This window comes from Ktedonobacter racemifer DSM 44963, from assembly GCF_000178855.1.
GTDB classification, from domain to species: Bacteria; Chloroflexota; Ktedonobacteria; order Ktedonobacterales; family Ktedonobacteraceae; genus Ktedonobacter; species Ktedonobacter racemifer.
Map to the genome: position 1 here is coordinate 1269393 of NZ_ADVG01000004.1, position 21255 is coordinate 1290647.

22 protein-coding genes are annotated in these 21255 nt (G+C 54.3%); 14 read left to right on the top strand and 8 right to left on the bottom strand.

From position 1 onward, the window contains the following. The first annotated feature begins 186 nt into the window (after positions 1-186). Both KRAC_RS47245 and KRAC_RS47250 read left to right on the top strand, forming a co-directional pair. Complete coding sequence (locus KRAC_RS47245; protein WP_157507949.1) at positions 187-636, top strand: hypothetical protein; 450 nt, start codon at positions 187-189, stop codon at positions 634-636. Between the two features lie 277 nt (positions 637-913). Beyond that, a complete protein-coding gene (locus KRAC_RS47250) occupies positions 914-1789 on the top strand; it encodes a metallophosphoesterase (RefSeq protein ID WP_007919471.1) in 876 nt (291 codons plus the stop codon). A gap of 4 nt (positions 1790-1793) precedes the next feature. Here the strand turns inward: KRAC_RS47250 and KRAC_RS47255 are convergent, their stop codons facing one another. After that, a complete protein-coding gene (locus KRAC_RS47255) occupies positions 1794-2630 on the bottom strand; it encodes an isocitrate lyase/PEP mutase family protein (protein WP_007919473.1) in 837 nt (278 codons plus the stop codon). Between the two features lie 350 nt (positions 2631-2980). Between KRAC_RS47255 and KRAC_RS47260 the strand changes: the two genes are divergently transcribed. From KRAC_RS47260 to KRAC_RS47290, 7 genes are all read left to right on the top strand, one after another. Then, a complete protein-coding gene (locus KRAC_RS47260) occupies positions 2981-3526 on the top strand; it encodes a hypothetical protein (RefSeq protein WP_007919475.1) in 546 nt (181 codons plus the stop codon). Between the two features lie 189 nt (positions 3527-3715). Continuing rightward, positions 3716-4339 carry an RNA polymerase sigma factor gene (locus KRAC_RS47265; protein WP_007919477.1) on the top strand — a complete coding sequence of 208 codons (624 nt, stop codon included), beginning with the start codon at positions 3716-3718 and terminating at the stop codon, positions 4337-4339. Further along, positions 4303-5409: a HEAT repeat domain-containing protein gene (locus tag KRAC_RS47270; RefSeq protein ID WP_007919481.1), complete on the top strand. Its 1107-nt coding sequence runs from the start codon at positions 4303-4305 to the stop codon at positions 5407-5409. The genes KRAC_RS47265 and KRAC_RS47270 overlap by 37 nt, the downstream gene beginning before the upstream one ends. A 74-nt stretch (positions 5410-5483) precedes the next feature. Further along, positions 5484-6221 carry a hypothetical protein gene (locus tag KRAC_RS47275; RefSeq protein WP_007919483.1) on the top strand — a complete coding sequence of 246 codons (738 nt, stop codon included), beginning with the start codon at positions 5484-5486 and terminating at the stop codon, positions 6219-6221. Positions 6222-6225: 4 nt separating this feature from the next. Further along, positions 6226-7017 carry a hypothetical protein gene (locus KRAC_RS47280; protein WP_007919485.1) on the top strand — a complete coding sequence of 264 codons (792 nt, stop codon included), beginning with the start codon at positions 6226-6228 and terminating at the stop codon, positions 7015-7017. 19 nt (positions 7018-7036) lie between these two features. Further along, a complete protein-coding gene (locus KRAC_RS47285; RefSeq protein ID WP_007919487.1) occupies positions 7037-7927 on the top strand; it encodes an ABC transporter ATP-binding protein in 891 nt (296 codons plus the stop codon). 200 nt (positions 7928-8127) lie between these two features. Beyond that, positions 8128-9057, top strand: a complete 930-nt coding sequence (locus KRAC_RS47290) for an alpha/beta hydrolase (RefSeq protein ID WP_157507950.1) — start codon at positions 8128-8130, stop codon at positions 9055-9057. A gap of 65 nt (positions 9058-9122) precedes the next feature. Here KRAC_RS47290 and KRAC_RS47295 read toward each other — a convergent pair whose 3' ends face one another. The 4 genes from KRAC_RS47295 to KRAC_RS47310 form a co-directional block, all read right to left on the bottom strand. Further along, complete coding sequence (locus tag KRAC_RS47295; protein ID WP_007919490.1) at positions 9123-10088, bottom strand: D-alanyl-D-alanine carboxypeptidase family protein; 966 nt, start codon at positions 10086-10088, stop codon at positions 9123-9125. A gap of 33 nt (positions 10089-10121) precedes the next feature. Beyond that, positions 10122-11438 (bottom strand): phospholipase D-like domain-containing protein, encoded by a 1317-nt coding sequence (locus KRAC_RS47300; protein WP_007919498.1) that lies wholly within the window; start codon positions 11436-11438, stop codon positions 10122-10124. Between the two features lie 152 nt (positions 11439-11590). Next, entirely contained in the window at positions 11591-12802 is a 1212-nt protein-coding gene (locus KRAC_RS47305; RefSeq protein ID WP_007919501.1) for a 6-phosphofructokinase, read from the bottom strand. A 467-nt stretch (positions 12803-13269) separates the two neighbouring features. Further along, complete coding sequence (locus KRAC_RS47310; protein ID WP_007919502.1) at positions 13270-14181, bottom strand: hypothetical protein; 912 nt, start codon at positions 14179-14181, stop codon at positions 13270-13272. Between the two features lie 437 nt (positions 14182-14618). On the opposite strand from KRAC_RS47310, the gene KRAC_RS47315 reads away from it, so the two are divergent. Continuing rightward, complete coding sequence (locus KRAC_RS47315; protein ID WP_007919504.1) at positions 14619-14978, top strand: thioredoxin family protein; 360 nt, start codon at positions 14619-14621, stop codon at positions 14976-14978. A 263-nt stretch (positions 14979-15241) separates the two neighbouring features. Next, positions 15242-15586, top strand: coding sequence for a PLD nuclease N-terminal domain-containing protein (locus KRAC_RS67885; RefSeq protein WP_007919506.1), 345 nt, complete (start codon positions 15242-15244; stop codon positions 15584-15586). Here the strand turns inward: KRAC_RS67885 and KRAC_RS80320 are convergent. Continuing rightward, positions 15474-16178, bottom strand: coding sequence for an MFS transporter (locus KRAC_RS80320; protein ID WP_040447298.1), 705 nt, complete (start codon positions 16176-16178; stop codon positions 15474-15476). The two genes, KRAC_RS67885 and KRAC_RS80320, sit on opposite strands and share 113 nt — an antisense overlap. A gap of 26 nt (positions 16179-16204) precedes the next feature. Beyond that, complete coding sequence (locus KRAC_RS47325) at positions 16205-17437, bottom strand: RNA-guided endonuclease InsQ/TnpB family protein (protein WP_007919508.1); 1233 nt, start codon at positions 17435-17437, stop codon at positions 16205-16207. Positions 17438-17495: 58 nt separating this feature from the next. On the opposite strand from KRAC_RS47325, the gene KRAC_RS69765 reads away from it, so the two are divergent. From KRAC_RS69765 to KRAC_RS47340, 3 genes are all read left to right on the top strand, one after another. Next, positions 17496-17744 (top strand): CGNR zinc finger domain-containing protein, encoded by a 249-nt coding sequence (locus KRAC_RS69765; protein WP_007919510.1) that lies wholly within the window; start codon positions 17496-17498, stop codon positions 17742-17744. A 188-nt stretch (positions 17745-17932) separates the two neighbouring features. Next, positions 17933-18409, top strand: coding sequence for a PLD nuclease N-terminal domain-containing protein (locus KRAC_RS63975; RefSeq protein ID WP_007919512.1), 477 nt, complete (start codon positions 17933-17935; stop codon positions 18407-18409). 180 nt (positions 18410-18589) lie between these two features. Then, a complete protein-coding gene (locus KRAC_RS47340) occupies positions 18590-20215 on the top strand; it encodes a thiamine pyrophosphate-binding protein (RefSeq protein ID WP_007919514.1) in 1626 nt (541 codons plus the stop codon). A 19-nt stretch (positions 20216-20234) separates the two neighbouring features. Here KRAC_RS47340 and KRAC_RS47345 read toward each other — a convergent pair whose 3' ends face one another. Then, positions 20235-20984: a YjbE family putative metal transport protein gene (locus tag KRAC_RS47345; RefSeq protein WP_007919516.1), complete on the bottom strand. Its 750-nt coding sequence runs from the start codon at positions 20982-20984 to the stop codon at positions 20235-20237. Positions 20985-21255: the final 271 nt, after the last annotated feature.

Below are 21255 nucleotides of genomic sequence, written 5' to 3' on the forward strand. Positions count from 1 at the left end.
TGAGAGCATGTCTACGGCGTATTCCACCCAAGCCACCGACAAAGGAACGCCGCATTCCTCCCCATGCCTGAAAGGGCAGGGGCATCCTGCGGCGTTTTGGGTGAAAGGCAAACAAACATGGGACATCTGAAATACGATACAGAGCACGTACAAAATCAATCCAAGCCTCAACTAGAGAGAAGGCGTTTGCTTTTGGTAGTACTGCTGGGAGGTTTCTTGCTCCTGGTAGGGGGCACTATCCTCCTCTGGCAGGTTATAGCATCGCAAGCATCTCCTCCTCAGACGAGCGTAGTTTCGACGCCTACTGCTGAACCTACAAAATCGGGGCCAGGCGATCCTCAGGCGTATTATGATGCAGTGGAACAGTATGTGTCCCAGGAGTTGCATATGAGCAAGGCGCAAATCAAAACGAAGCTGCAAGCAGGTGTTCAGCTCATTGCGCTGGCAGAGCAACAGGGCATTTCTGCTGCACAATTGCGCACGATTTTGCTTGAAGCTGAACAGAGGGGCCATGATGTCCTGGTGCATGGAGGATATCTCACCCAGCAGCAATCAGACGCCGGAATGCAAGATCTCCGCATTCGGAATCTACAGACCCTGGCGACGAGTATCAAATACGATTTTCTCGATCATTAAGGCAGATGTCCTCAACCTGACATTTCGCCAGGTTGAGGACAAGAGCCAGAAAAGTTTTTTGCGCATGCATCTTCCATCTTTCAGGACAAGCGAATGTTCACATTTGATGAACTTTTTCAGCGAATGTATCACCTGGCATTATGCCAAACTTACTATACAGCCTACTAGACACACATAGCCGTGGTAGAATACAAGAGAAATAGAGATTTAAGCATTATCTAACCGCATAAGAACTCTCATCAACGCCCCGAATTTATGTGAAGTGAGCTTACTATATATGCATAAGCGTCAATTTCTCAAAGTAGCTGGCGGGACTGTCGCTGGCACTGTCCTTCTCGGGACTGGCACCTCCTTCTACAGCACACATATTGAGCCAGCAAATATAGATTGTACCCAGCTCTCACTCCGCTTACCACGCCTATCGCCCGCCTTCCATGGCTATCGCATCGCTCAGCTCAGCGACATTCACATCGATGATACCTGGATGGATTTTAAGCGCCTAAGCGACATTGTCAAACAGGTCAACGCGCAACATCCTGACCTGATCGTGATCACTGGCGATTTTGTCACGCGCTACTATCCCTGGGCGGCGCGCCCCCTGGCGGCCCTGGGAGACCTCCACGCCCGCGATGGCATCTTCTCCATCTATGGCAACCACGATGCCTGGAGTGGCACAGACTGGCTTGGTACCCTCATCAAACCGCTTAGCATCAACGATCTTACCAATGAGTTCCACACCATCAAGCGTGGGAATGGTGAGATGCTGCATATCGTTGGCATTGAGGATCTCTGGCCCGATCCCTCATACATCAACTCGGTCTGGGAGTACAGCGATACCATCGCGGGCCTGGTCAAGCGCCTTCCTTCGGAAGGGTCCGCCATCCTGCTCGCGCATGAGCCTGACTTTGCCGATGTCGCTACGAAAACAGGACGCTTCGATCTCCAGCTCTCCGGCCATACTCATGGCGGGCAGGTGCGGATTCCTCTTGTGGGCACTCCCAGAACGCCGCCCCTGGGACACAAGTACGTCTCCGGCCTCTACTCGGTCGGCTCCATGCTCCAGTACACCAATCGCGGCCTGGGCATGGTCAAGCCCCAGGTACGCTTCGACTGCCGCCCCGAGATCACAATCATCGAGTGCCAGGCCTTGTAGCGATTTAAGAGAAAAGCGCCTTGAACTCCGTGCTTGAGAGAGCCTCGGCATGCAGGCTCGTATAGGTGCCATGCTCAAGCAACTCACGCGCAATTGTGCGCATATGCCCGAGTATTGAGAGCATCAACCTGCTGGCAAGGCTGACGCGGGCAACCCCGAGTTGCGCAAGCACTGGAAGTGGGAGGTCAGGAGAGCTACCAAGAATGTTGATGGGTCCATTGATGGCCCTGACAAGATCAGTAATCGTGGAGCGCTCAAGGAAGCCAATAGGATAGACACAATCGGCACCCGCTTGCAGATAGGCATTAGCTCTCTGAACTGCATGCTCAAAGCGGCTCTCTGGCTCACCAATAGCGAGTAAGAACACATCGACACGCGCGTTGATGACGAAGGGCACGCCCAGCGAGTTCGCTAGTTCACGCAGTGCCTGTATCAATTCAACCTGGTAGGTAATATCGGCTAGCGTGTTTTCCTGCTGTTTGAGCGAATCTTCGATATTGATACCTACAACGCCAGTCTCAATCACCGCTTTGACGGTTTGCAATACCTCCTCAATAGAGTCTCCATACCCCGCCTCAATATCCGCTGTAACCGGGCAATCGACCACGCGTGTGATCCGCGCAAGCGCTTCTATCAGCATGCCTCGGCTAATGTGCTGACCATCACTATAACCAAGGACAGTGGCAACTCCAGAGCTAGTGGTGGCAATAGCGGGAAAGCCTGCCTGCTCGATAATTCGCGCACTCGCAGCATCCCAGACGTTTGGCAAGACCAGCAGAGGCGCATCGTAATGCAACTGGCGAAATTGCGCCGCTCTCTCTTGTTGTTTCTGATAATCCATAGATAAAACTCCCTCTATTCTCTTACACAATATTACAGGCTCTTTTCTCATCACTGTAGGATAATATTGGCCTTAATACAAGGGCCGATTTTCATCACGCTTATAGGGCCATTATTATGTGAAGCGGTTTCTGCCTCTGCACCTGTTTAATTTACGACGTTTTAGTTTTCGCATAAAGCGCTGATGTGATAATATGGAAGACAATAAATATTCTTCCTCAGAAACGCAGGGAAGCTACATCGTACTTTGCGTTTCTCTTTACTTTAAGCCGTTCAATTCGACCTCATACACTTCCTCAATGCTGCGGAAAGGCCATTAACATATCTCTATCTACAGAAGGGGGATCTCTAGTGCAAGAGGCTGTGATATCGCCGCTTCCCACCTGGCAAAACTTTTACGTTATCGTCGGTTCCTCTGCCGCCGCGCTGACTGGACTGATGTTCATAGTCATCACCTTAATCGCGGGGTTTCGGGGTAGAAGATCAGGCGAGGCTATCGCGGCATTTAGCACGCCAAATGTCGTGCATTTCTGTGCCGCACTCTTTATTGCCGTGACGATGGCTGCTCCCTGGCAGGCACTCTGGAACACTAGCTTCCCGCTTGGCATGGTCGGTGTGGCAGGGATGATATACATCATAATCATCGTACGACGGACGCGCCGTCAAAACGACTATCAACCAGTCATGGAAGACTGGATATTCCATACCATCCTACCGCTCGCTGCGTATACAACACTCTTTGTCGCAGCGATAGTGCTACCAACATACCCGGTACCCACCCTGTTCGTCATCGGCGCGATGACGGTCCTGCTCATCTTCATCGGTATCCACAACGCCTGGGACAACATCACCTATATTGTCCTCAGCCAGATCCACCAATCAGAAGATGAGAAATAGCCGCTGCGCGGCTCGCCTGGGGTAAAGGTGTGGTGATGGCGTGGTTGTTTGGCTGGCGGAGCCAGCCAAACAACCACGCCATCACCACACCTTTACCACGTAAGCGCCGTGGGCGCGAAAAATGCAACCTTTATGGGGCTTTCTGGTATCTACTCCATAGATGATGATTTCTTTTTGTGAAGGACAGATATGGAAGAGAGCGAGCAGGAACTACTGGCGCTGTTGGCAAGCGATCTACACGGCAATTTTCTGCGGGTGGTGGAGCATTACCAGCACCGCCTCTATACCTTCGCCCTACGCCTGACGCGCAGCTTTCAGGATGCGGAAGATATTGTGCAGGAGGCCCTGGTGGGCGCGTATGTCTCGTTGGAGAATTATACTCCCGAGCGTATACGCGCACTCAAGCTCCAGGCCTGGCTCTATCGCGTGGTCTTTAACATCTATAGCCACTCCAGGCGCAATACGCAGCTACACCTGGTGCCGCTTACGACGTTTGAGGAGCATCCCGAGCTAGACCCGGCGGACCGCGAGGAGGAACAACCCGAACTGCTCTGCACGACCTGGGAGCAACAACGCGAGATGGAGGGCCTCGTGGCCCGACTGCCGGAGCGTTACCGTGTCGCGATTACCTGCTACTATTTCGAACAGCTCAGCTATCGCGAGATCGCCGAGCTGCTTGCTCAACCCATTGGAACCGTGAAATCGACCATCTCAAGGGGACTACGCCTCTTGCGCGCCAGCATCGATGCTCAAGAACAGGAGAGGGAGGAACAGTCATGGAGTCAGAGAACGCCCAGACACAAAAATCCGTAAGCAAACCAACGACATGGCAGTATGCCGCGCCCCCCTCGCTCCTGACAGGTGTCCAGCAACGCCTGAACCAGCGCGAGGCTCTGCTTACCTCAGATATCAGTAAGCGACCCGGTGAACAGGAGTTGCTTGAGGCGCTCCGGCACCCGGCGTGGGAGATGCGTAGCGCCGCTGCGAAGGCTCTGGCAAGTCATAGCACGGCCATCGTTGAGGCCGCCCTTGGCCAGGCCCTGCACGATGAACATCCACTCGTGCGCGTCGCTGCCTTGCGTGCCCTGGTCGCCTTGCGCCCGAACTCTTCGCTTGTGTATGAGTATATCATTCAGACGCTTCAGGATGACAACGATGAAGTACGCGAGATGGCACTGGTCCTACTTAATGAGCAACCAAGTGTAGAAAAGCAATCTGTGGTCTCACCACTGCGGCTCTTCTCCCAGCCCTGGCGCTACGCCTGGAACGTTTTGTGGGGACAGCTACGAGTTCTTCCCAGGAGTATCTGGGCGAGTTCGGCAACAGTCCTGTTTATGATCCTGGCTTTGCACCTGTTACGAGGCAACATGGTGCTTATTCAGGACCATATAACGCGCGACCTGCTGGCGATCAGCATTACTGCCGCCTCTGTGATCAATATGGCCTATGTCTATGGGCGCGCGCACGATCCAGGCCTGGAGTTCGCCCTGGCGACCCCCACTTCGCCACGCCTGATCCTGCTCTGCCGCATGCTGCTGGTGACAGGCTATAATCTCGCCCTGGCTGTGGCCTTCTCGTCGCTGCTTGTCCTGCTCAACGGCGGTACACTCTGGAGCGTCGTTCAGCTCTGGCTTGGTCCCTTGCTACTTCTGTCGGCGACTAGTCTGGCCATCTCGATGTTGCTAGGTTCGCTAGTGGCCATTATCGCCACCCTGGCCTTTGAGTTGACCCAGATGCTCACAGTACAGGTTCATGAGGGCATCCCACATCTAAATATGGCACTTTCAAGTCTCTGGCAAACTCAGCCTGCTGTGCTCCTGATAGCAGCCCTGTTACTCATCTTTGCCTTGCTCTACACACCCAGGAATATGCGTTTCGCCTGATCTCTTAACCTAAAAAGCTTTTAACACGACCTTACTCAAGACAGATTCAACTATATATGTAAATGGAGTGTCCGATGTCTCTTGATCGACTACGCTATGAACTGAAACTGATGGGAGGGAAGGTTACGCTCACTCCCGTTGTGAGCATGCTCAGCTTTGGCCTGCTCTCGTTTCTGCTCATCTACCTGCACAATAATAGCGTCCTCCCACGCTTCCTGATGGGCGGGCTGGAGATGATTTTGCCGCTAGCGGCGGGCATCATTACTGTGATGCTTACCAGCTATGACCAGGCCATTGAAATCCAGCTTACGGTGCCTCGCCTCTACCATCTGACGGTACTGCGTCGCCTACTGCTATTGCTCGGCTGGTGCATACTGGTCGGGCTGTTTACCAGCTTAATCATCGCTACAGTCAATCTCAGCCTACTCCATCTCGACCTGGGCAGTTGGCCGTTGGTACTTAACTTCCTCCTGACGCAACTGGGTTGGATTGCGCCACTGGCCTGGTTCGTCTGTGCGGGCTTCTGCTTGGGCGCGCTCCTGCGCAACTGGGTCGCGGGCACGACCGTCCTCAGCGCCATCTGGCTTCTGGAGATCGTCTTCAAGGACTATCTGAAGGCGACAGACTGGCTGCACTCGATCTTCTTCTTCGCGACGACACTTACACCCATTGAACAGGTTACCTCAAGCACATTTGGAGCCTGGCTAACTGCGCGCTGGCAGATGTGCGCCATTGCGGCAGCGCTCCTCTTTATCGGCTGGCTGCTCACGCATAATACTGAGGCCGTGTTGAAAAGTTCTAGTGAGGCATAAAACTATGAAACAGCTTGCAAGCTTCCTGGGTGCGTTCAGCTACGAGTTCCGCATGCAGATCCGTCGACCAGCGCTCTGGATTACGATGACGATTATTATCTTCCTCATCCTCGCCTCGACAGGCCGCAGTGCGTTTCTCGTCTCCTATGCGCAACATGCCAATAAGCAGTCTGCAGCCTCGACACTGGTGGTATGGATGGACTTTCTCAGCATCCTGCTCCCCATTGGAGTCGGGCTGATGATGGCAGATCGTCTCTACCGTGACCGCAAGACGCAGGTAGAAGAACTCTTTACCTCTCTCCCCAATGCGCTGTCTTCGCGCTTGCTTGGTAAATACCTGGGCGGCCTGGGAGCCGCCGCGCTCCCTTTGTTCACCATCTATATGCTTGGTGTTCTGTATATCCTGTTTCAGACTGGCGACTGGCTGGCGCTCCCCCTGGGGTTGGCCGTCTTCGCCCTGGTCAGCCTACCAGGGCTGCTCTTCATTAGCGCGTTCTCGTTAGCCTGCCCACGTGTCATGTGGGTGCCACTCTACCAGTTCCTCTTCGTTGGCTACTGGTTCTGGGGCAACCTCTTACATAATCCCAACATTCCTTCCCTGAGCTATACCCTGCTCACGCCCATAGGAGATAATCTTAGCCGTGCCTTCTTCCCCGGTCAAGATAATCTCTTCATCTCGCACGACCCTGTACCTCTAGTAAATGGCTTTATAAGCCTGGGCCTGCTCGTGGGCCTCGCGGCTCTGGTCTTAATCGTCCTTATAGCGCTCATGAAGTGGCAACAGACACAGCAATAGTTTAAGGAGAATAATTATCATGCAGATAGAAATTCAGCATCTAACCAAGGTCTATCGCGGTGGTGTACATGCCCTTCAGGATCTAAACCTGACTATCCCCAGCGGGATGTTTGGCCTGCTTGGCCCCAATGGCGCGGGCAAGACGACACTTATGCGTATCCTGGCGGGCATTCTGCCAGCTACGAAGGGCTCGATTCGCGTCGGTAGCTATGATGGCACCACTGAACGTGGACGTACAGCTATCAAGCGCGTCCTGGGCTACCTGCCTCAGGACCTGGGGATGTATCCTGATCTCTCGGCCTACGAGTTCCTGGACTATATCGGTATCCTCAAAGGCCTCGACGAGCACAAGCAGCGCCAGCAACGCGTCAACGAGCTACTGGAAACCGTGGCGCTCAATGACGTGGCGCGCCGCAAGCTCAAGACCTTCTCCGGCGGCATGAAACGCCGCGTGGGCATCGCCCAGGCTCTGCTCAACGATCCTCAACTCCTCATTGTCGACGAGCCAACTGCGGGGCTTGACCCTGAAGAGCGCATCCGCTTCCGCAACCTGCTCTCAGATCTGGCAGGCGAGCGCACCGTGCTCCTCTCCACACATATTATCGAGGATATCGCCCAGACCTGCCAGCAACTGGCCCTGATGAAGAATGGCCGCGTCCTCTTCCAGGGCACAATCATGAGCATGCTCGAGGAGACACATGGCAAGGTCTGGCAGGTCACCACCCCAGGCCAGAAGCCCGAGGGCAACTTTACCGTTGTCTCGACCCTCAACATGGGCAACAGCGTCCAGTACCGCATTGTGGGCGAGAAGCCCTCCAGTCCCGACGCCATAGCCCTCGATCCCAGCCTGGAAGATAGCTACGTCTGGTTTATGCGCGATTCCCGACGCACGCCTGTTCCCGCCAGGTAATAACCGCATACGCCCTACCAATCACAGTAGCCGCGTACGCCAGTAGCGAGGCCCACTACTGGCGTACGCGGCTACTGTTGTAACTTGCTTCACAGTTCTTGTCTGTGCTTGCCTGCTATAATCTGATCAACCACAATGACACGATAAACATGTGAAGGGGAATATTTGCATTGGCAAAAGAGAGAGAAGTCCAAACCAGCTTGGACCCTACCATAAACACGACAGCGAAAAGGGCACACAAGCCCTTTCCCATCTTCAAGATTCTGCTTGGTCTCTGCCTTGTTGTGTTATTTCTGGTCTGGGCGATTATCCCTGCCATTCGGGGCTATACACTTGTAGAGAATAAGCGTCACTTTGTGCCCCAGGCCACCTCAGCCGGTATTCCCGTAAAGGATGTCCAGTTTCAGGCCGTAGATGGTGTACGCCTCTCGGGCTGGCTGGCCCTGGCCTCGCCCAAGGCGCCCACGATCATTCTTGTGCATGGCTTTAAGGAGAATCGCATGGGCATGCTGCCCGATGCGCGCTTCCTCTACCAGGCTGGCTATAATGTCCTGCTCTATGATAGCCGGGGCTGTGGCGCGAGCGATGGCTGGGAGATTACCCTGGGCGCACGCGAGCCAGATGATGTATTGGGAGCTATGCGCTACCTCAAAGGGCGCTCAGACCTGCTGAACAAACACTTTGGCCTGATGGGGAACTCGCTTGGCGCGGGGATTGTCCTGCTGGCGGCGGCCCGCGAGCCAGCGATCCTGGCGACGGTGGCCGATAGCTCCTGGATCGATGAACATGCCCAGCTAGACCGCATGTATGATATCCCGGTCGGACGCCTGACGCTGCCTCTCCTACCCTACGAACCGGCCCTCGTCGACCAGCTTATAGGCGCAAAGTTAGCCGATACACGCCCCCTGGCGGTCATCCACCAGATCGCGCCCCGGGCAGTCTTTCTTATTCACTCCTCCGACGACCAGAATGCGACCACGCCACCCTCAGGCGAGCACCAGCTCTTCGCGGCAGCCGGAGAGCCAAAGCAAGAGTGGATCGCGCCCAGTGGTGGCCACACTGGCGCGCTCAAGGCCCATCCCCAGGAATACACCCAGCGCGTACTAAGCTACTTCGCGCACTATCTATAAATGAGGAAAGGATGTGGCGGCGAGCTGGCTTTACCAGCTCGCCGCCACATCCTTTCCTCATTTTTTTATTGCTTGGGCGCGGGAGGCGGCAGGACCGGAAGGACAAAGGCCCAGTCGAGAAGCGAGCTGGCGTCCTTGAAGCGCTCCTCTTCGTCTTTGGCATCCAGGACGGCCCCCACGAGGCGATGACCCGAGCTATAGGCCGAGAAGACCAGGCAGTAGCCAGCCTCACCCGTGAAGCCCGTCTTCACGCCTGTCAGGCCAGCATAGGTGCTGAGCATGGTGTCGGTGGTCTCCCAGGTATAGGCATGGTGTACACCACTGGCGGGCAGAACATACTTCTGCAACTGCACAATTTGGGCAAAGAGGGGATTGCGCAAGGCGTAGCGCGTCAGCTTGACGAGATCCTCGCCCGTGGTGTAGTGGTTAGGATCGGGCTTGCCATCCTTGCCCTCATAGGTCAGGCCATCGGCGTTGATGTAGTGCGTATTCTGCAGCTTGAGCTGTTTGGCGTAAGCGTTCATCATGGTGACAAACTGCGTTTGCGAACCCGCGACGGAGTCAGCGATGGCGGTAGCTGCGTCGTCGCCCGAGGGCAACATCAAGGCGTAGAGCAAGTCCTTCAGGCGAATCTGATCGCCAATCACCAGTTGCGCGTTGCTACCATTGTGAACCTTGGCCTCGTCAACGGCATCCTGTTTGATGGTTACGACCTGGTTCAAGTCGGCCTTGTCGATGGTCAAAATAGCGGTCATGATCTTGGTTGTGCTCGCCATGGGTACGCGCTCGCGACCTTTGACGTTGACCAGCACATTGCCGGTATCGTCATCTACCAGGTAGGCGATCTTGCTGCCTATAGCGGGCGGCGTGCCGCGAACCGTGAGCACAGGCCGCGGCGTGGGGGTCGGTGTAGGTGGCGCAAACAGGTTAGTAACCGTGCCGCCTACTGGAGTGAAGAGGGCCACTGGAATACTAATAATGATTAAGAGCGCCAGGCATAAGAGGATAATTCCGAGGATTCTCCGTCCCATTGTGTGCTTCGTCCATTCTTCAAAAAATAATCTCTACATCATAAAACGCCAGGGGGCCAGAATTCTCTCGCTCGCTTTTGTATACCAGGGACGCTCCTGCCAGCTCTCCTGCGTCAACTCAAAGGTATCCGAGGTATCGCACTCAAAGAGTTCGCGCATCTGAAGGGCCAGTTCTTCGTTGTAGATTTCGACATTGATCTCATAATTACCGATAGAACTCAAGCGGTCCAGGTTCGCCGTGCCAATCGTGGTCCACTGATCGTCAATCATGCAAGTCTTGGCATGCAGCATGGCGTGGCGATAACTGAAGATACGTATCCCTGCCTGGAGACACTCCTGAAAGTAGCCATGCGAGACCCAGTCTGTCAGGATATGGTTCGAGATCCAGGGTACCAGGACGCGCACATCTACGCCTCGCCTCGCCGCCGCCTTTAAGGCTTCTAAAAGCGTGTGATCGGGCACGAAATAGGCATTGGTAAGCAGAATACAGCGCTGCGCCCGGTCGATGGCGTCGATGTACATGTCGCGAATTGGGAAGATCAGACGTAAAGCATTATTTCCATGCACAGTTACCAGGGGATCAAAGCCAGTTGGATAACGTCGCTTAATCATATGCCCCCGGAACTGAAAGCGATTCCAGAACTGGATAAACGAGTTGGCCAGGTAGCCCGCGCCTGGACCTTTGATGCACAGGTGCGTATCGCGCCACTCCGTCGCATAGAGGCTACCAATATTATAGCCCCCTATAAAACCCGTTTGACCATCGACTATTAACAGCTTGCGATGGTCCAGCGAGTAACAGCGTGGATCAAAGATATGCCAGGGGCGGCGAATGGCTTTGTATTCAAGAATATACATATTTGCGGGAAACGAGTGCTTAAACGCACGTGGCACCACGAGGTTGCCAAAGCCATCGTAGATGACATATACTTCGACGCCCTCATCCGCCTTGCGCGCCAGGTGATCTCTGAAAGCGCGCCCAACCTCGTCATCCTTCCAGATAAATGACTCGATGAAGACGCATTCCTGCGCACGATCAATGGCCGCAAGCATGTCATCATATAGCTCACGCCCAAAGCTATACAGCTGCAAACAATTCTCCCCTACACGCACCTCGTCTACATGAAAGTGGGGAAAGGACTTGAGGCGCTGGCGCTTATTGCGCAGAGAGGAGATCACCAGCAAGACAAAGGCGGTTGCAAGTTGGAGCAGAAATAGGCCAATACCCACTCGCTTCCCTGCTTCAATAAGCGATGCCCGCCAGCGTCTCCGCTTGACCTGCTTGAACAACCTGGCTGGTTGCCCTTCTATCAATTTCGTGAGAACCGATTTATTCACTTGCTTCGACATACCTACACCTGCTCCCACTCTTTCTCTAAGTATTTAACCTCTTACTTTGAGAACGTTTCAGGGGAGATAAACGCTACATAAAAGAGAATGTGATCATAGTTCAGCGTCGGGCCGCCTTCAGGCGGCCCGACGCTGAACTATGATCACATTCTCTACTGGGGCTGGTAGACGCCGCTGATATGTTCGAAGCGGGGGCGATAGCGCTCCTCGTGATACTCCGCGGGATCGACACGGCGCGCGGGAATATCCTTGCCGGGGATATCTGTGGCGATGAAGGCGCCATTGCGATAGGCCGCCATCACGCTATGCTCGCCCTTCTCGACCATGCTCATGACCAGGTTAGCGAAGAAAATGGCTACATGCTTATCGTAGACCTCGGGTTCGCCGCTACGCAGGAAGTAGGTCAGGTCGATAGGCAGGAAGCGCACGCCATGGATGCGCTTGGAAAGCTCTTCGCCTAGAAATTCGGCCACATTGACCTTCTTGCGATGACCATAGGCGTCCGCCGGTCCAATCTCGGGAACGGGTACGCCCAGGTTGGCGCCCTCGGAGAGGACCACCATCGAGTAGTGCTGCGGGTTATGTCGGTCGTGCATCACCAGGTCGGCCAGGCGATCAATATTGACTGGCACCTCGGGGATGATCAGGCGGTCCGCCCAGGTGACAACCGCTGTCTCGAGCGCGGTAAAGCCCGCGTCACGACCAAAGATGCGGAATAGAACCGTCTGGCTATGCGAGCCTGCCGTAGAGCGGATGCGATTAATATACTCTGTCGCTCGGCTGATTGCTGTCTGGAAGCCAATACAGTAATCGGTTCCCGGGACATCGTTATCCATCGTCTTGGGAATGCCCCAGACCGGGACGCCGCGCTCGACCAGTTTTGCGCCATAGCTCAGCGTATCATCGCCGCCGATTACCACCAGACCATCCAGGCTCAGGAACTGCATATTGGCGATCACCTCATCCGTCAGGTCCACGCGCTCCTCGGGATCGCGCCCCTCGCCATATTGCTTTAAATGCGCGGGCAGATCCTTGACCTGCATCCGTGCTGGATTGGTACGCGTAGACTGCAAGATTGTGCCACCCTCTCGGTCGATATCACGCGTGTTCAGCCGCGTCAGGGGGACGACATAACCGCCATCCCAGGTATTGGGATCTTCGGCACGAAAGATAAGGTTCTCAAGCCCCTGCTCACGTTGGAGGAGCGTAATGCCTTCCCAACCTGCGCGTAGGCCCACCACGCGTATCCCCATCGTTTCCGCACGATACACAATTGCCTTGATCGCCGGATTCAGACCCGGCACATCGCCACCACCAGTCAGCACACCTAGCGAGCGAATAGGACTCGTCACTTTAGCGGGCATAAACTTTCCTCCTCAACAAGAAACACTGCGCTAACAAACGCCTGACTCGGCTTGATAGCACAGGGAAACATATTCTCTATTGTTTCACGCCTTTTACAATTATTCAGTGCACCGTGTCATTCCCACTATTTTATTATACTACTTCACACCTCTAGCCCTTATAGATCTCTCATGCAAGTCATCCCAGCACCTTCGGCGCTACACAGGGTAAAGGGTGTGGTGGCTGGTGACGGACTGGCTCTGCCAGTCTGTCACCAGCCACCACACCCTTTCTTCACAGGGGTAAGGGGATGTGCGCGTGGAGAACGGACCGCAGTCCGTTCTCCACGCGCACATCCCCTTACCCTGGCGAGCGCCTCCGGTGCGAGAAGTCATGAGTAGAAGAAAACACAAAAGATGCCCTGAAGGTTCTGGCAAGCACCTTCAGGGCATCCCACAGCCAATCGTGGACAAGGAGTAATTCTTCGTTAGCGCAAGGGGCGCAGATCACCATTAACGGTTACGCTGCCGCCAGCGGTGATCGTCAGGGAGGCGCTCCCGTTACCGTACACAACATTGGCATGATTAGTATATCTGCGCTCAAGCGCACTTCCGCTCACGGAGCCGCCTGCTATGGCCTTTACAGCAATATCGCTATTCGCAGGCAGGGTGAGCGTAGCACTTCCGCCGACTGCGACCCTGTTGTAGCTACTTGGGGAGAAGCCTCCCGTCAGAGTGGCGCTGCCACCTGCGGAGACCGAGTGCAGGACCGCGGCGCCGTCGATGTTCACGCTTCCACCCGCAGACCCAACCTCGACCTCGGCATTCTGGCAGCCCAGGACTGTCGCGCTTCCGCCTATATGCTTGCAAATGAGCTTCTCATCGACATTCTGCGCGTCGAGGCTGCCACCAATGTTATCGACCTCAGCCACGCGAGCATATCTCAGTGAGACACTACCGCCCACGCCACCCCAGACCTGAATGTAAGGGGCGTTCACTACGGTCAGGCTCCCACCAACGCTATGCAGCCGCGCCTGCTCGCTCAGGTCCTCCAGATGCACGCTGCCATGCGTCTGCTCCAGATTGACATTGCCGCTCACTTGGCGCAGTTCAACGCTTCCCACGCAATCCGTGCTCACACTCCCGGTGACGCGCGAGGCAGTAATCGAGGTCGTCAGCCTTGGGAGGATATTGCGTATAAAGGGTACACGCAAGGTAATGTCGCTACGATAACCACGAATATAGAGCCGCTCGCCCTCCTGCTGGATACCCTGGACTGGCTCAGCCGTCTCAATCGCGATCTCTTTGCGCTCCCACGGCAGCACGGTCACATTCCCCTCAATATCTTCAAGCACGATATGGGGTCTCCTACCCAGCACGGTAAATGTCTGTGTCGCCATATGTCTGCTCCACCTTTCTCTGGCTGTTGAATATACTCTTTAAATCTTTAAAACCTCTTGCTTTTTAAATCTTTGCTTTTTATTTGGTATTTTTTACCGATCACATGCACAATATTAACATAAGCAGATTTGGAATGTCAACCCTATTTTGGATAAAAATATCAAATACTTGCAAAATATTGCCAATCTATAAGCTATTCAGCGCCTGCGGCGCTTCTCGCCGGGTAAAGGGATGTGGGCGTGATGTGCGGGCAGCTGCCCGCACATCACGCCCACATCCCTTTACCCGGCGAGCCACGTAGTGGCGAGAAATCACAACCTTGCGAATGTGGCGCTACTATATTTTGTCTATCTATTGACTTCAAGTTAACTTGAATATGTACACTTCATGGAAACTGATATCCATCAGCATACAAAAATAACAAGGAGATCAAATCATGCAGGAATACAACAATCTTTTTGCCGTAAATGACCAGGATTTTGAGTTGCAGGTATTGCGATCCGACCTGCCGGTTATCGTCGATTTCTGGGCCGAGTGGTGCCCCCATTGCCATACTCTCGCTCCTGTATACAAGAAGTTGAGCACAACTTTTGAGGGCAAATTACGCTTTGCTACTATCAACGCTGATGAAAGCCCAAGCATTGGCGCCACCTTCGGCGTACAGGGACTCCCAACCTTGATAGTCTTCCACACTGGCAAACCCGTTGCACGCATCGTTGGCCCACATCCCACACGTTTACAACAACATATCGAGCGAGCGCTTGCGGAGATTAGCGCCTCTCAACCCTCCTTGTAGGAGCGCGAAGCTTTCCCATTCCAGGCAGCCTGGGGATGTTTCTCTTTCTCAGGAAAGCCTTCGCGCCTGCGGCGCTCAAGATAAGGGGATGTGGGTGGAAAACGGCATTGCTGTTTCTACCCACATCCCTTATCTTGAGACAAGCGTAGCGAGCCGAGGCAAGAACTAGAAAGCCCTTCTTCTCTTTTATGAGTTCCCCTTGGAAGCAAAATAGAGTATAGTGAGAGAAAGAAACGGCAGACAACAGTAAAGGAGCATAGAGCATGCAAAGCGACAATATTATGGGGTTTATCATTGTCGGTGTGGGCATTATTTGCTGGATCTGGGTATTGCTGGATTGTATTCGCGATCCCGAACTCGACAAGGCAGGCCGAAAACGCTGGATCGCTTTCGTCGCGCTTGTACCCGCGATTGGCGCGCTCTTCTATGTCCAGCGCCGTCGCTCCGAACATAAGGCGCAGAACTTTCCCGCAACAGAGGCAGCCAGGCAAGCAGCTACCCCCGCTCCTTTTCAGCACCTTGAGCACTTCTCGCATCATGCTCACGCCGAAGATCCCATAGTCGAAGAAGCTTCGGCGCAAGAGCAGGAGCCACATCATGAACTCTAAAGTCCTGTAAAAGGGGCTTTTTGATGCGTAAGACTTTTGGGCCCGCGACGATGAGTGCAACGAGCAACAGCACCACGCCCTGCAAGCTATAAAGGTAGCGCTGAGAAAGCACCTCCTGCAAAAGTCCCATGCCCAGGTAAATTACCAGTGTGATCAATGCGAAAAAGGTTGCAAACGTCGCATACACCCGTCCCTGATAATCTGGATCGACGCGACGCTGCACACTTGTGTTGTAAAAGATACGAATCTCTATAAACACACCAATACAAAAGTTCGCAGCCATTGCCGCCAGCAGGCCTTGCGCGAAGGCGAGGAAGAGCACACATAGCCCTGTCACCGCAACCCCATAGACCATCAGCCGCTTCTCGTCAATACGATATCTCAGTAACGGCAACAAAATGCCTCCCACAATTGCTCCGATGGCGAAACATGCATCGATGGTACCAAGGCCAGATGTTCCCACCTTCAAAACGCTCGTGGCAAAAGGTACAAGCAATGTATTGATCACAGCAATAGTCATGGTAAAAGTCAGTACCCTACGGCGAAAGCCGAGGGCTTGGAGTTGTGTCTGAACTCCACCGCAATTCAGCATACCGTTTCAGGCGTGCTGCTTTGGCTTCATCGTCCGACACAGAAGGCGCGTACTGACAAGAGGCCCGTTCCTCTCCAGTCTTGCCGGATAAGAAGCGTTCGCATCGCAATGTTTCTTGCACCAACCAGATCGGCATGGAGCGTGTACTGACAATTCTGACAGACGAAGAGCAATCCTTTGTTGGGTCTATTCTCTTTGCAGGTGTGCCCACATTTGGGGCACGCTTGCGAGGTAGAGTTGGCATCGACCTTGATTGCCATACTTCGATGTAAGAGCGCTTTATAGGCAATCATGCTATGCAACTCAGCGAAGGACCATTTGGAGAAGGTACGATTGGCTTTTCGCTGTTTTGCATTTTTGCCTTTGCGTCGTTTGGTACGTTCTCGAATGTCTGTCAGATGCTCCAGTCCAATCAAGCTTTGAGGGTGCTGTAGGACAATCCGCTTACTCACGACATGATTGGTATTCTGCTTCAACCGTCTCTCTCGTCCACTGATGGCAACGAGCCTTCTTGTCGCTGAACGAGTGCCTTTCTTTTGCAGACGTTTTCTCAGTCGTGCGTAGTGGTTTGCCTTGGGGACAATCTGTTTGCCTGAATGGAAGGTGCAATCCCCTTGCATCGTCGCCGTGACGGCGAGATATCGCATCCCCACATCCACTCCGGCGACCTGCTTGTGCGTTTCAGGTGTAGGATCAGCCGTCTCAATTTCAAGAGAGACAAGGAGGTAAAATTGTTTCTTGGGCTTGTCATACCAGAGTTTAGATGCACCAATCTCCGCTCCACGCTGGATCAATGCCACATGCTTATTGTAGCCAGTATAGGGCACGATAACACGTCCCTCAAGGGTCAGGATGCTCACCTGCTGCTCTTTCTTGAAGGTGTAGTCTTTCTTGTACTGATAGGTCAACGTGGGGGAGATGAACTTGGGAGCCTTATCAAGCCCTTTGTAGCGTTTCTTGGTCTTCCCTTCCTTACGATGAACAGCATTGTTCTTCACCTTTGTCCAGAGGGTTTTATACGAGGCACCAACTTGGCGAGGAACAGAACAGGCCATTTGCGAAGGCAGATGAAAACGGAGGCGGATCTCTTCGTAGGTGGCATCTTGCAAACGAACAGCATTGCTCATCTTGCCATGCGCAAAGGCGTACTGGCTCACATAGTTGAGAGAATCCCGATACGCCAGTTGCGTTGTACGTAATGCCTTGAATTGCTCGGGCGTTGTATTTAATTTGAGTTTCGCTGTTAATACCGTTTGCATACGCTAAATTATACCATAGTTTTCATCTGACTGTCAAAATACATGAGCAGATGAGAGCATGTCTACGGCGTATTCCACCCAAGCCACCTACAAAGGAACGCCGCATTCCTCCCCATGCCTGAAAGGGCAGGGGCATCCTGCGGCGTTTTGGGTGAAAGAAAAATACCTGGAAGGGCAGAGAAAATACGACGAGAGTCCAAATCACACGCGCCGTTGGTGTGAGGATACCTGCGCGAATATGATGCGTGTACGTCGCTTTCGTGAAAAAAAGCGTGCCCACGACTTCTCGCCACCTCTAGCACACTAAACTGGATCAGTTGAACATCTACTAAACTGAACAGCCCTCGGCGCACACAGGGCGCTTTCCTTGCGCCGCGAGAAGCAGGCAGGCGTGACGCGCAACCGCGATTTGCTGCTCTTTGTGCTTGCCTTGTAGAGAAAAGATCCTTATAATAGAGGCGTGTCTATACAAAAGTAAACAAGGAGCCAGCCATCATGCAGATCGCGACATTCTGGTCTAACTCTCTGGCGCACCCCTTCCAAACCGTGCTCTCCCTGGCTGGTGCGGGAGCTGCTTTTCTTATTATTGGTGTGATATTCGTCGCCGCGCTTTTCGGCCTGGCCCTTACCGCCTTCTGGGTCTGGATGCTTATTGATTGTGTGCGCAACCGTTACTTGAAAGACGATGCCAGAGTCGTGTGGGCGCTGGTCATCTTCTTTACCCACCTGATAGGCGCCTTCGTCTACTATCTGACCGAGTACTCCGGTCGCAAGAGAAACGCCCCGCTGTATGTGTCTCCCTATATTCCCAATGCTCAGGTACAGGCCCAGCAGCCACCCCTCTATCAGCAAGGCTATCAGGCCTCGCGAGAGCAGGCGTATTCGCCTGAGGCACACCAGCCAGACTGGCACTCCTCTGAGCTACCTCGCACCTCTTATCCCGAACAGTCCGAGCCGCCACTGCAACAGTAGAGGCTACCTATCCCCCATATTACCCGCCTGGGCCAGGCTTATACCCACTTTTGTTGCCATCCTCTGCTATTTGAGGTTAAGATATAGTGACTAAAGAAGGGGCGTGTACTGCGCTGTAAGAAGAAAAATATCAATCTATCCCCCTCTTGGTACCGCGAAACTTAAGGAGGATCCTCTAGCGTGAACAACAGGCAGCACCTGAGTGGTGCGCAGGCAATTATTGCTACCTTGCAGGCATTCCAGGTCGATACTATCTTCGGCATTCCCGGTATTCATACACTTCCCCTCTACGACGAGATCCACAAGACACCCGGTATGCGTCATGTGCTGGCGCGCCACGAGCAGGGCGCGGGCTTTATGGCTGAGGGCTATGCCCGCGCCACGGGTCGCCCCGGCGTGGTTAGCACGATCACCGGTCCTGGCCTCACCAATGTCGCGACCGCCGTTGCCAGCGCCTTCGCCGACTCTATCCCGCTCCTTGTCATCAGCAGCAGCGGACCCCACGCCACCGCCTCTCGCGGGCGCGGCGAGCTGCACGAACTCAAAAATCAGCTTGGGGTAATGGAGTCGCTCGCGGGCTGGGCGCGTGCCGTGGAGTGTGTCGAGGAAATTCCTGGAGCCATTCAAGATGCCATGCGCATCATGCGTTCCGGGCGCGCTAGGGGAGCCTACCTGCAAGTACCTTATGACCTGTTTCGCGCATACGCCACTGTCACCCTGCCCACAGCAGAAGAACTTATTTTTGAGCCACGACGCCCACAGGAGGCGGATATTATACAGGCGGCCCAGTTGCTGCGCGAGGCCCGCAAGCCTGTTATTCTCGCGGGCACAGGTGCCACCATGGCACACGCCAACCAGGAGCTGATCGCGTTGGCTGAACGCTTGCAAGCACCGGTCATCCTGGGCAGCAAGAGCCACGACGTCATCCCCAATGACCATCCCCTGGCCGTCCTGACCACCACCTATACCAATACCGAACTGCATCCGCTCCTGGAGAGCTCTGATCTACTCTTGGTGGTGGGAAGCAAGCTGGGAGCCGAGCGCACAGCTTATGGGCAATATCCCCTGCCACCTCGCCTGGTGCATATCGATATCGATCCCACGGTCATCGGGCATACCTATCCCGCGATGCTCGGAATTGTCGCGGACGCCCGCGAGGCTCTACAAGCCCTCAATACTCAACTAGGCGATCTCGCCAGCGCCCGCCCAGAGCTAGAGACTGAGCTGAGCCAGGTTAGAGCCAAAATTCGCCAGGAGACGCGAGCACGTTTCGGCGAAGAAGTCGCCCTGCTGGATAGTGTGCGCGCCGCCGTCCCGCCTCATGGCATGATTGTCGCGGATATGACCATGCTTGGATACGCCAGCACCGTATTCCTGCCGGTCTACGAGCCTGGAAGCTTTATTCATCCCTGCGAGTTCTGTACAATTGGTTGTGGCCTGCCCCTGGCGCTCGGAGCGCAGGTTGCCCAGCCAGAGCGGCCCGTTGTCGCGCTCTGCGGCGATGGCGGCTTCCTCCTCAACTCCAGCGAACTGGCGACCGCCGTTCAGGAACAGCTTCCCGTGGTTGTCGTGATCTTCAACGACTCAACCTTTACCTGCGTCAAGACTGAACAGCGCCAGGCCTACGAGGGTCGCTATATCGCGACCGACATCGTTGAGCCAGATTATGTGGCTCTGGCCCAGGCCTTCCACTTGCGGGGCATACGCGCCGAGGGTCTCGAGGCGCTCCAGGCCGCTATCCAGGAAGGCCTGGCCTCCCGACGTCCCACCCTGATCGAGGTTCCCCTATCACCTAAGCCCTGGTAAGTAGCCGCGTTGTGGTCCGCTACTTGCGTACGCGGCTACTGGTGGCGGCCTGTTTGGCCAGTGCTTCGCGTCGCCATATAAAAACGTCTACGATCAGAACCAGCATGATTGTCACGATGGGAAATACAATATCTGCCGAGGGGATATGCAGCAGGATCGGGCCAACCTGGTGATCATCGAGCAGCATATGGCCCGCCGTCCAGGCCAACACCAGGGCCGCCAGGTCCAGGAGTAAGGGGATGCGCGACATCAAGGCGGATATCAGTGCGCTTCCCAGGAGTAATAGAACCACGCTCAGCAACAGGCCCACAATCAGAGTAGGAATATGACCGTCAGCAACGCCAGCAACGGCCAGCACATTGTCCAGGCTCATCGTGACATCGGCGACCAGGATCGTCAGCAAGGCGCTCCGCAGGCTATTACGCTTCTTGCCAGGTTTCTCCTGCTCAGAGACTGCCTGCTGCCCCTGGTCTGACTGAGCCTTCTCGCCCCGCTCCAGCAGAAGCTTGATCGCGATATAGAGTAAAATAGCGCCACCAATGGCCTGGAGGAGCGGCAGACCTAACAGGACCGAGGCAATAACCGTGAACACAATACGCAACAGAATGGCGCTTCCACCACCAAGCAAGATAGCCCACCAGCGGCGCCGTTGATCCAGGCCCGCCGCCGCGGCGCCAATTACTAGCGCATTATCGCCACTAAGCGCCAGATCCGCCAGGACAATTTTTAATAATTCTACAATACTAAAACCCGCTATTAATGAGAACACTGTATCTATGCCTTTCAGCGAACGTTGATTGTATTACAACCTGCCTACAACAGCCCTGTATCCCCCGAGCAAAGGTTTACATCCTCATGCGCTTCCCCCTCTTCTCCCTGACATTTCTATACTATAGTAGTATCACATTTTTAGCACATTACAAACGTCAGATGTACCTCTTTACTCATTACCATATGCAATAAAGAAACCTCCGCCCCTGGCGTGGTTTCTCACTTCTCTATAACTCTTCGACTATGTGCGTCCATCCATTTATATGGAC

What these genes read in the sequence shown, in the direction of transcription:
- KRAC_RS80320 (WP_040447298.1), bottom strand. Translation starts at nt 16,178, where the DNA reads ATGCTGAATTGCGGTGGAGTTCAGACACAACTCCAAGCCCTCGGCTTT.
- KRAC_RS47280 (WP_007919485.1), top strand. Translation starts at nt 6,226, where the DNA reads ATGAAACAGCTTGCAAGCTTCCTGGGTGCGTTCAGCTACGAGTTCCGC.
- KRAC_RS47315 (WP_007919504.1), top strand. Translation starts at nt 14,619, where the DNA reads ATGCAGGAATACAACAATCTTTTTGCCGTAAATGACCAGGATTTTGAG.
- KRAC_RS47295 (WP_007919490.1), bottom strand. Translation starts at nt 10,088, where the DNA reads ATGGGACGGAGAATCCTCGGAATTATCCTCTTATGCCTGGCGCTCTTA.
- KRAC_RS47285 (WP_007919487.1), top strand. Translation starts at nt 7,037, where the DNA reads ATGCAGATAGAAATTCAGCATCTAACCAAGGTCTATCGCGGTGGTGTA.
- KRAC_RS47325 (WP_007919508.1), bottom strand. Translation starts at nt 17,437, where the DNA reads ATGCAAACGGTATTAACAGCGAAACTCAAATTAAATACAACGCCCGAG.
- KRAC_RS47270 (WP_007919481.1), top strand. Translation starts at nt 4,303, where the DNA reads ATGGAGTCAGAGAACGCCCAGACACAAAAATCCGTAAGCAAACCAACG.
- KRAC_RS47310 (WP_007919502.1), bottom strand. Translation starts at nt 14,181, where the DNA reads ATGGCGACACAGACATTTACCGTGCTGGGTAGGAGACCCCATATCGTG.
- KRAC_RS47255 (WP_007919473.1), bottom strand. Translation starts at nt 2,630, where the DNA reads ATGGATTATCAGAAACAACAAGAGAGAGCGGCGCAATTTCGCCAGTTG.
- KRAC_RS47305 (WP_007919501.1), bottom strand. Translation starts at nt 12,802, where the DNA reads ATGCCCGCTAAAGTGACGAGTCCTATTCGCTCGCTAGGTGTGCTGACT.
- KRAC_RS63975 (WP_007919512.1), top strand. Translation starts at nt 17,933, where the DNA reads ATGCAGATCGCGACATTCTGGTCTAACTCTCTGGCGCACCCCTTCCAA.
- KRAC_RS69765 (WP_007919510.1), top strand. Translation starts at nt 17,496, where the DNA reads ATGTCTACGGCGTATTCCACCCAAGCCACCTACAAAGGAACGCCGCAT.
- KRAC_RS47275 (WP_007919483.1), top strand. Translation starts at nt 5,484, where the DNA reads ATGTCTCTTGATCGACTACGCTATGAACTGAAACTGATGGGAGGGAAG.
- KRAC_RS47300 (WP_007919498.1), bottom strand. Translation starts at nt 11,438, where the DNA reads ATGTCGAAGCAAGTGAATAAATCGGTTCTCACGAAATTGATAGAAGGG.
- KRAC_RS47250 (WP_007919471.1), top strand. Translation starts at nt 914, where the DNA reads ATGCATAAGCGTCAATTTCTCAAAGTAGCTGGCGGGACTGTCGCTGGC.
- KRAC_RS67885 (WP_007919506.1), top strand. Translation starts at nt 15,242, where the DNA reads ATGCAAAGCGACAATATTATGGGGTTTATCATTGTCGGTGTGGGCATT.
- KRAC_RS47265 (WP_007919477.1), top strand. Translation starts at nt 3,716, where the DNA reads ATGGAAGAGAGCGAGCAGGAACTACTGGCGCTGTTGGCAAGCGATCTA.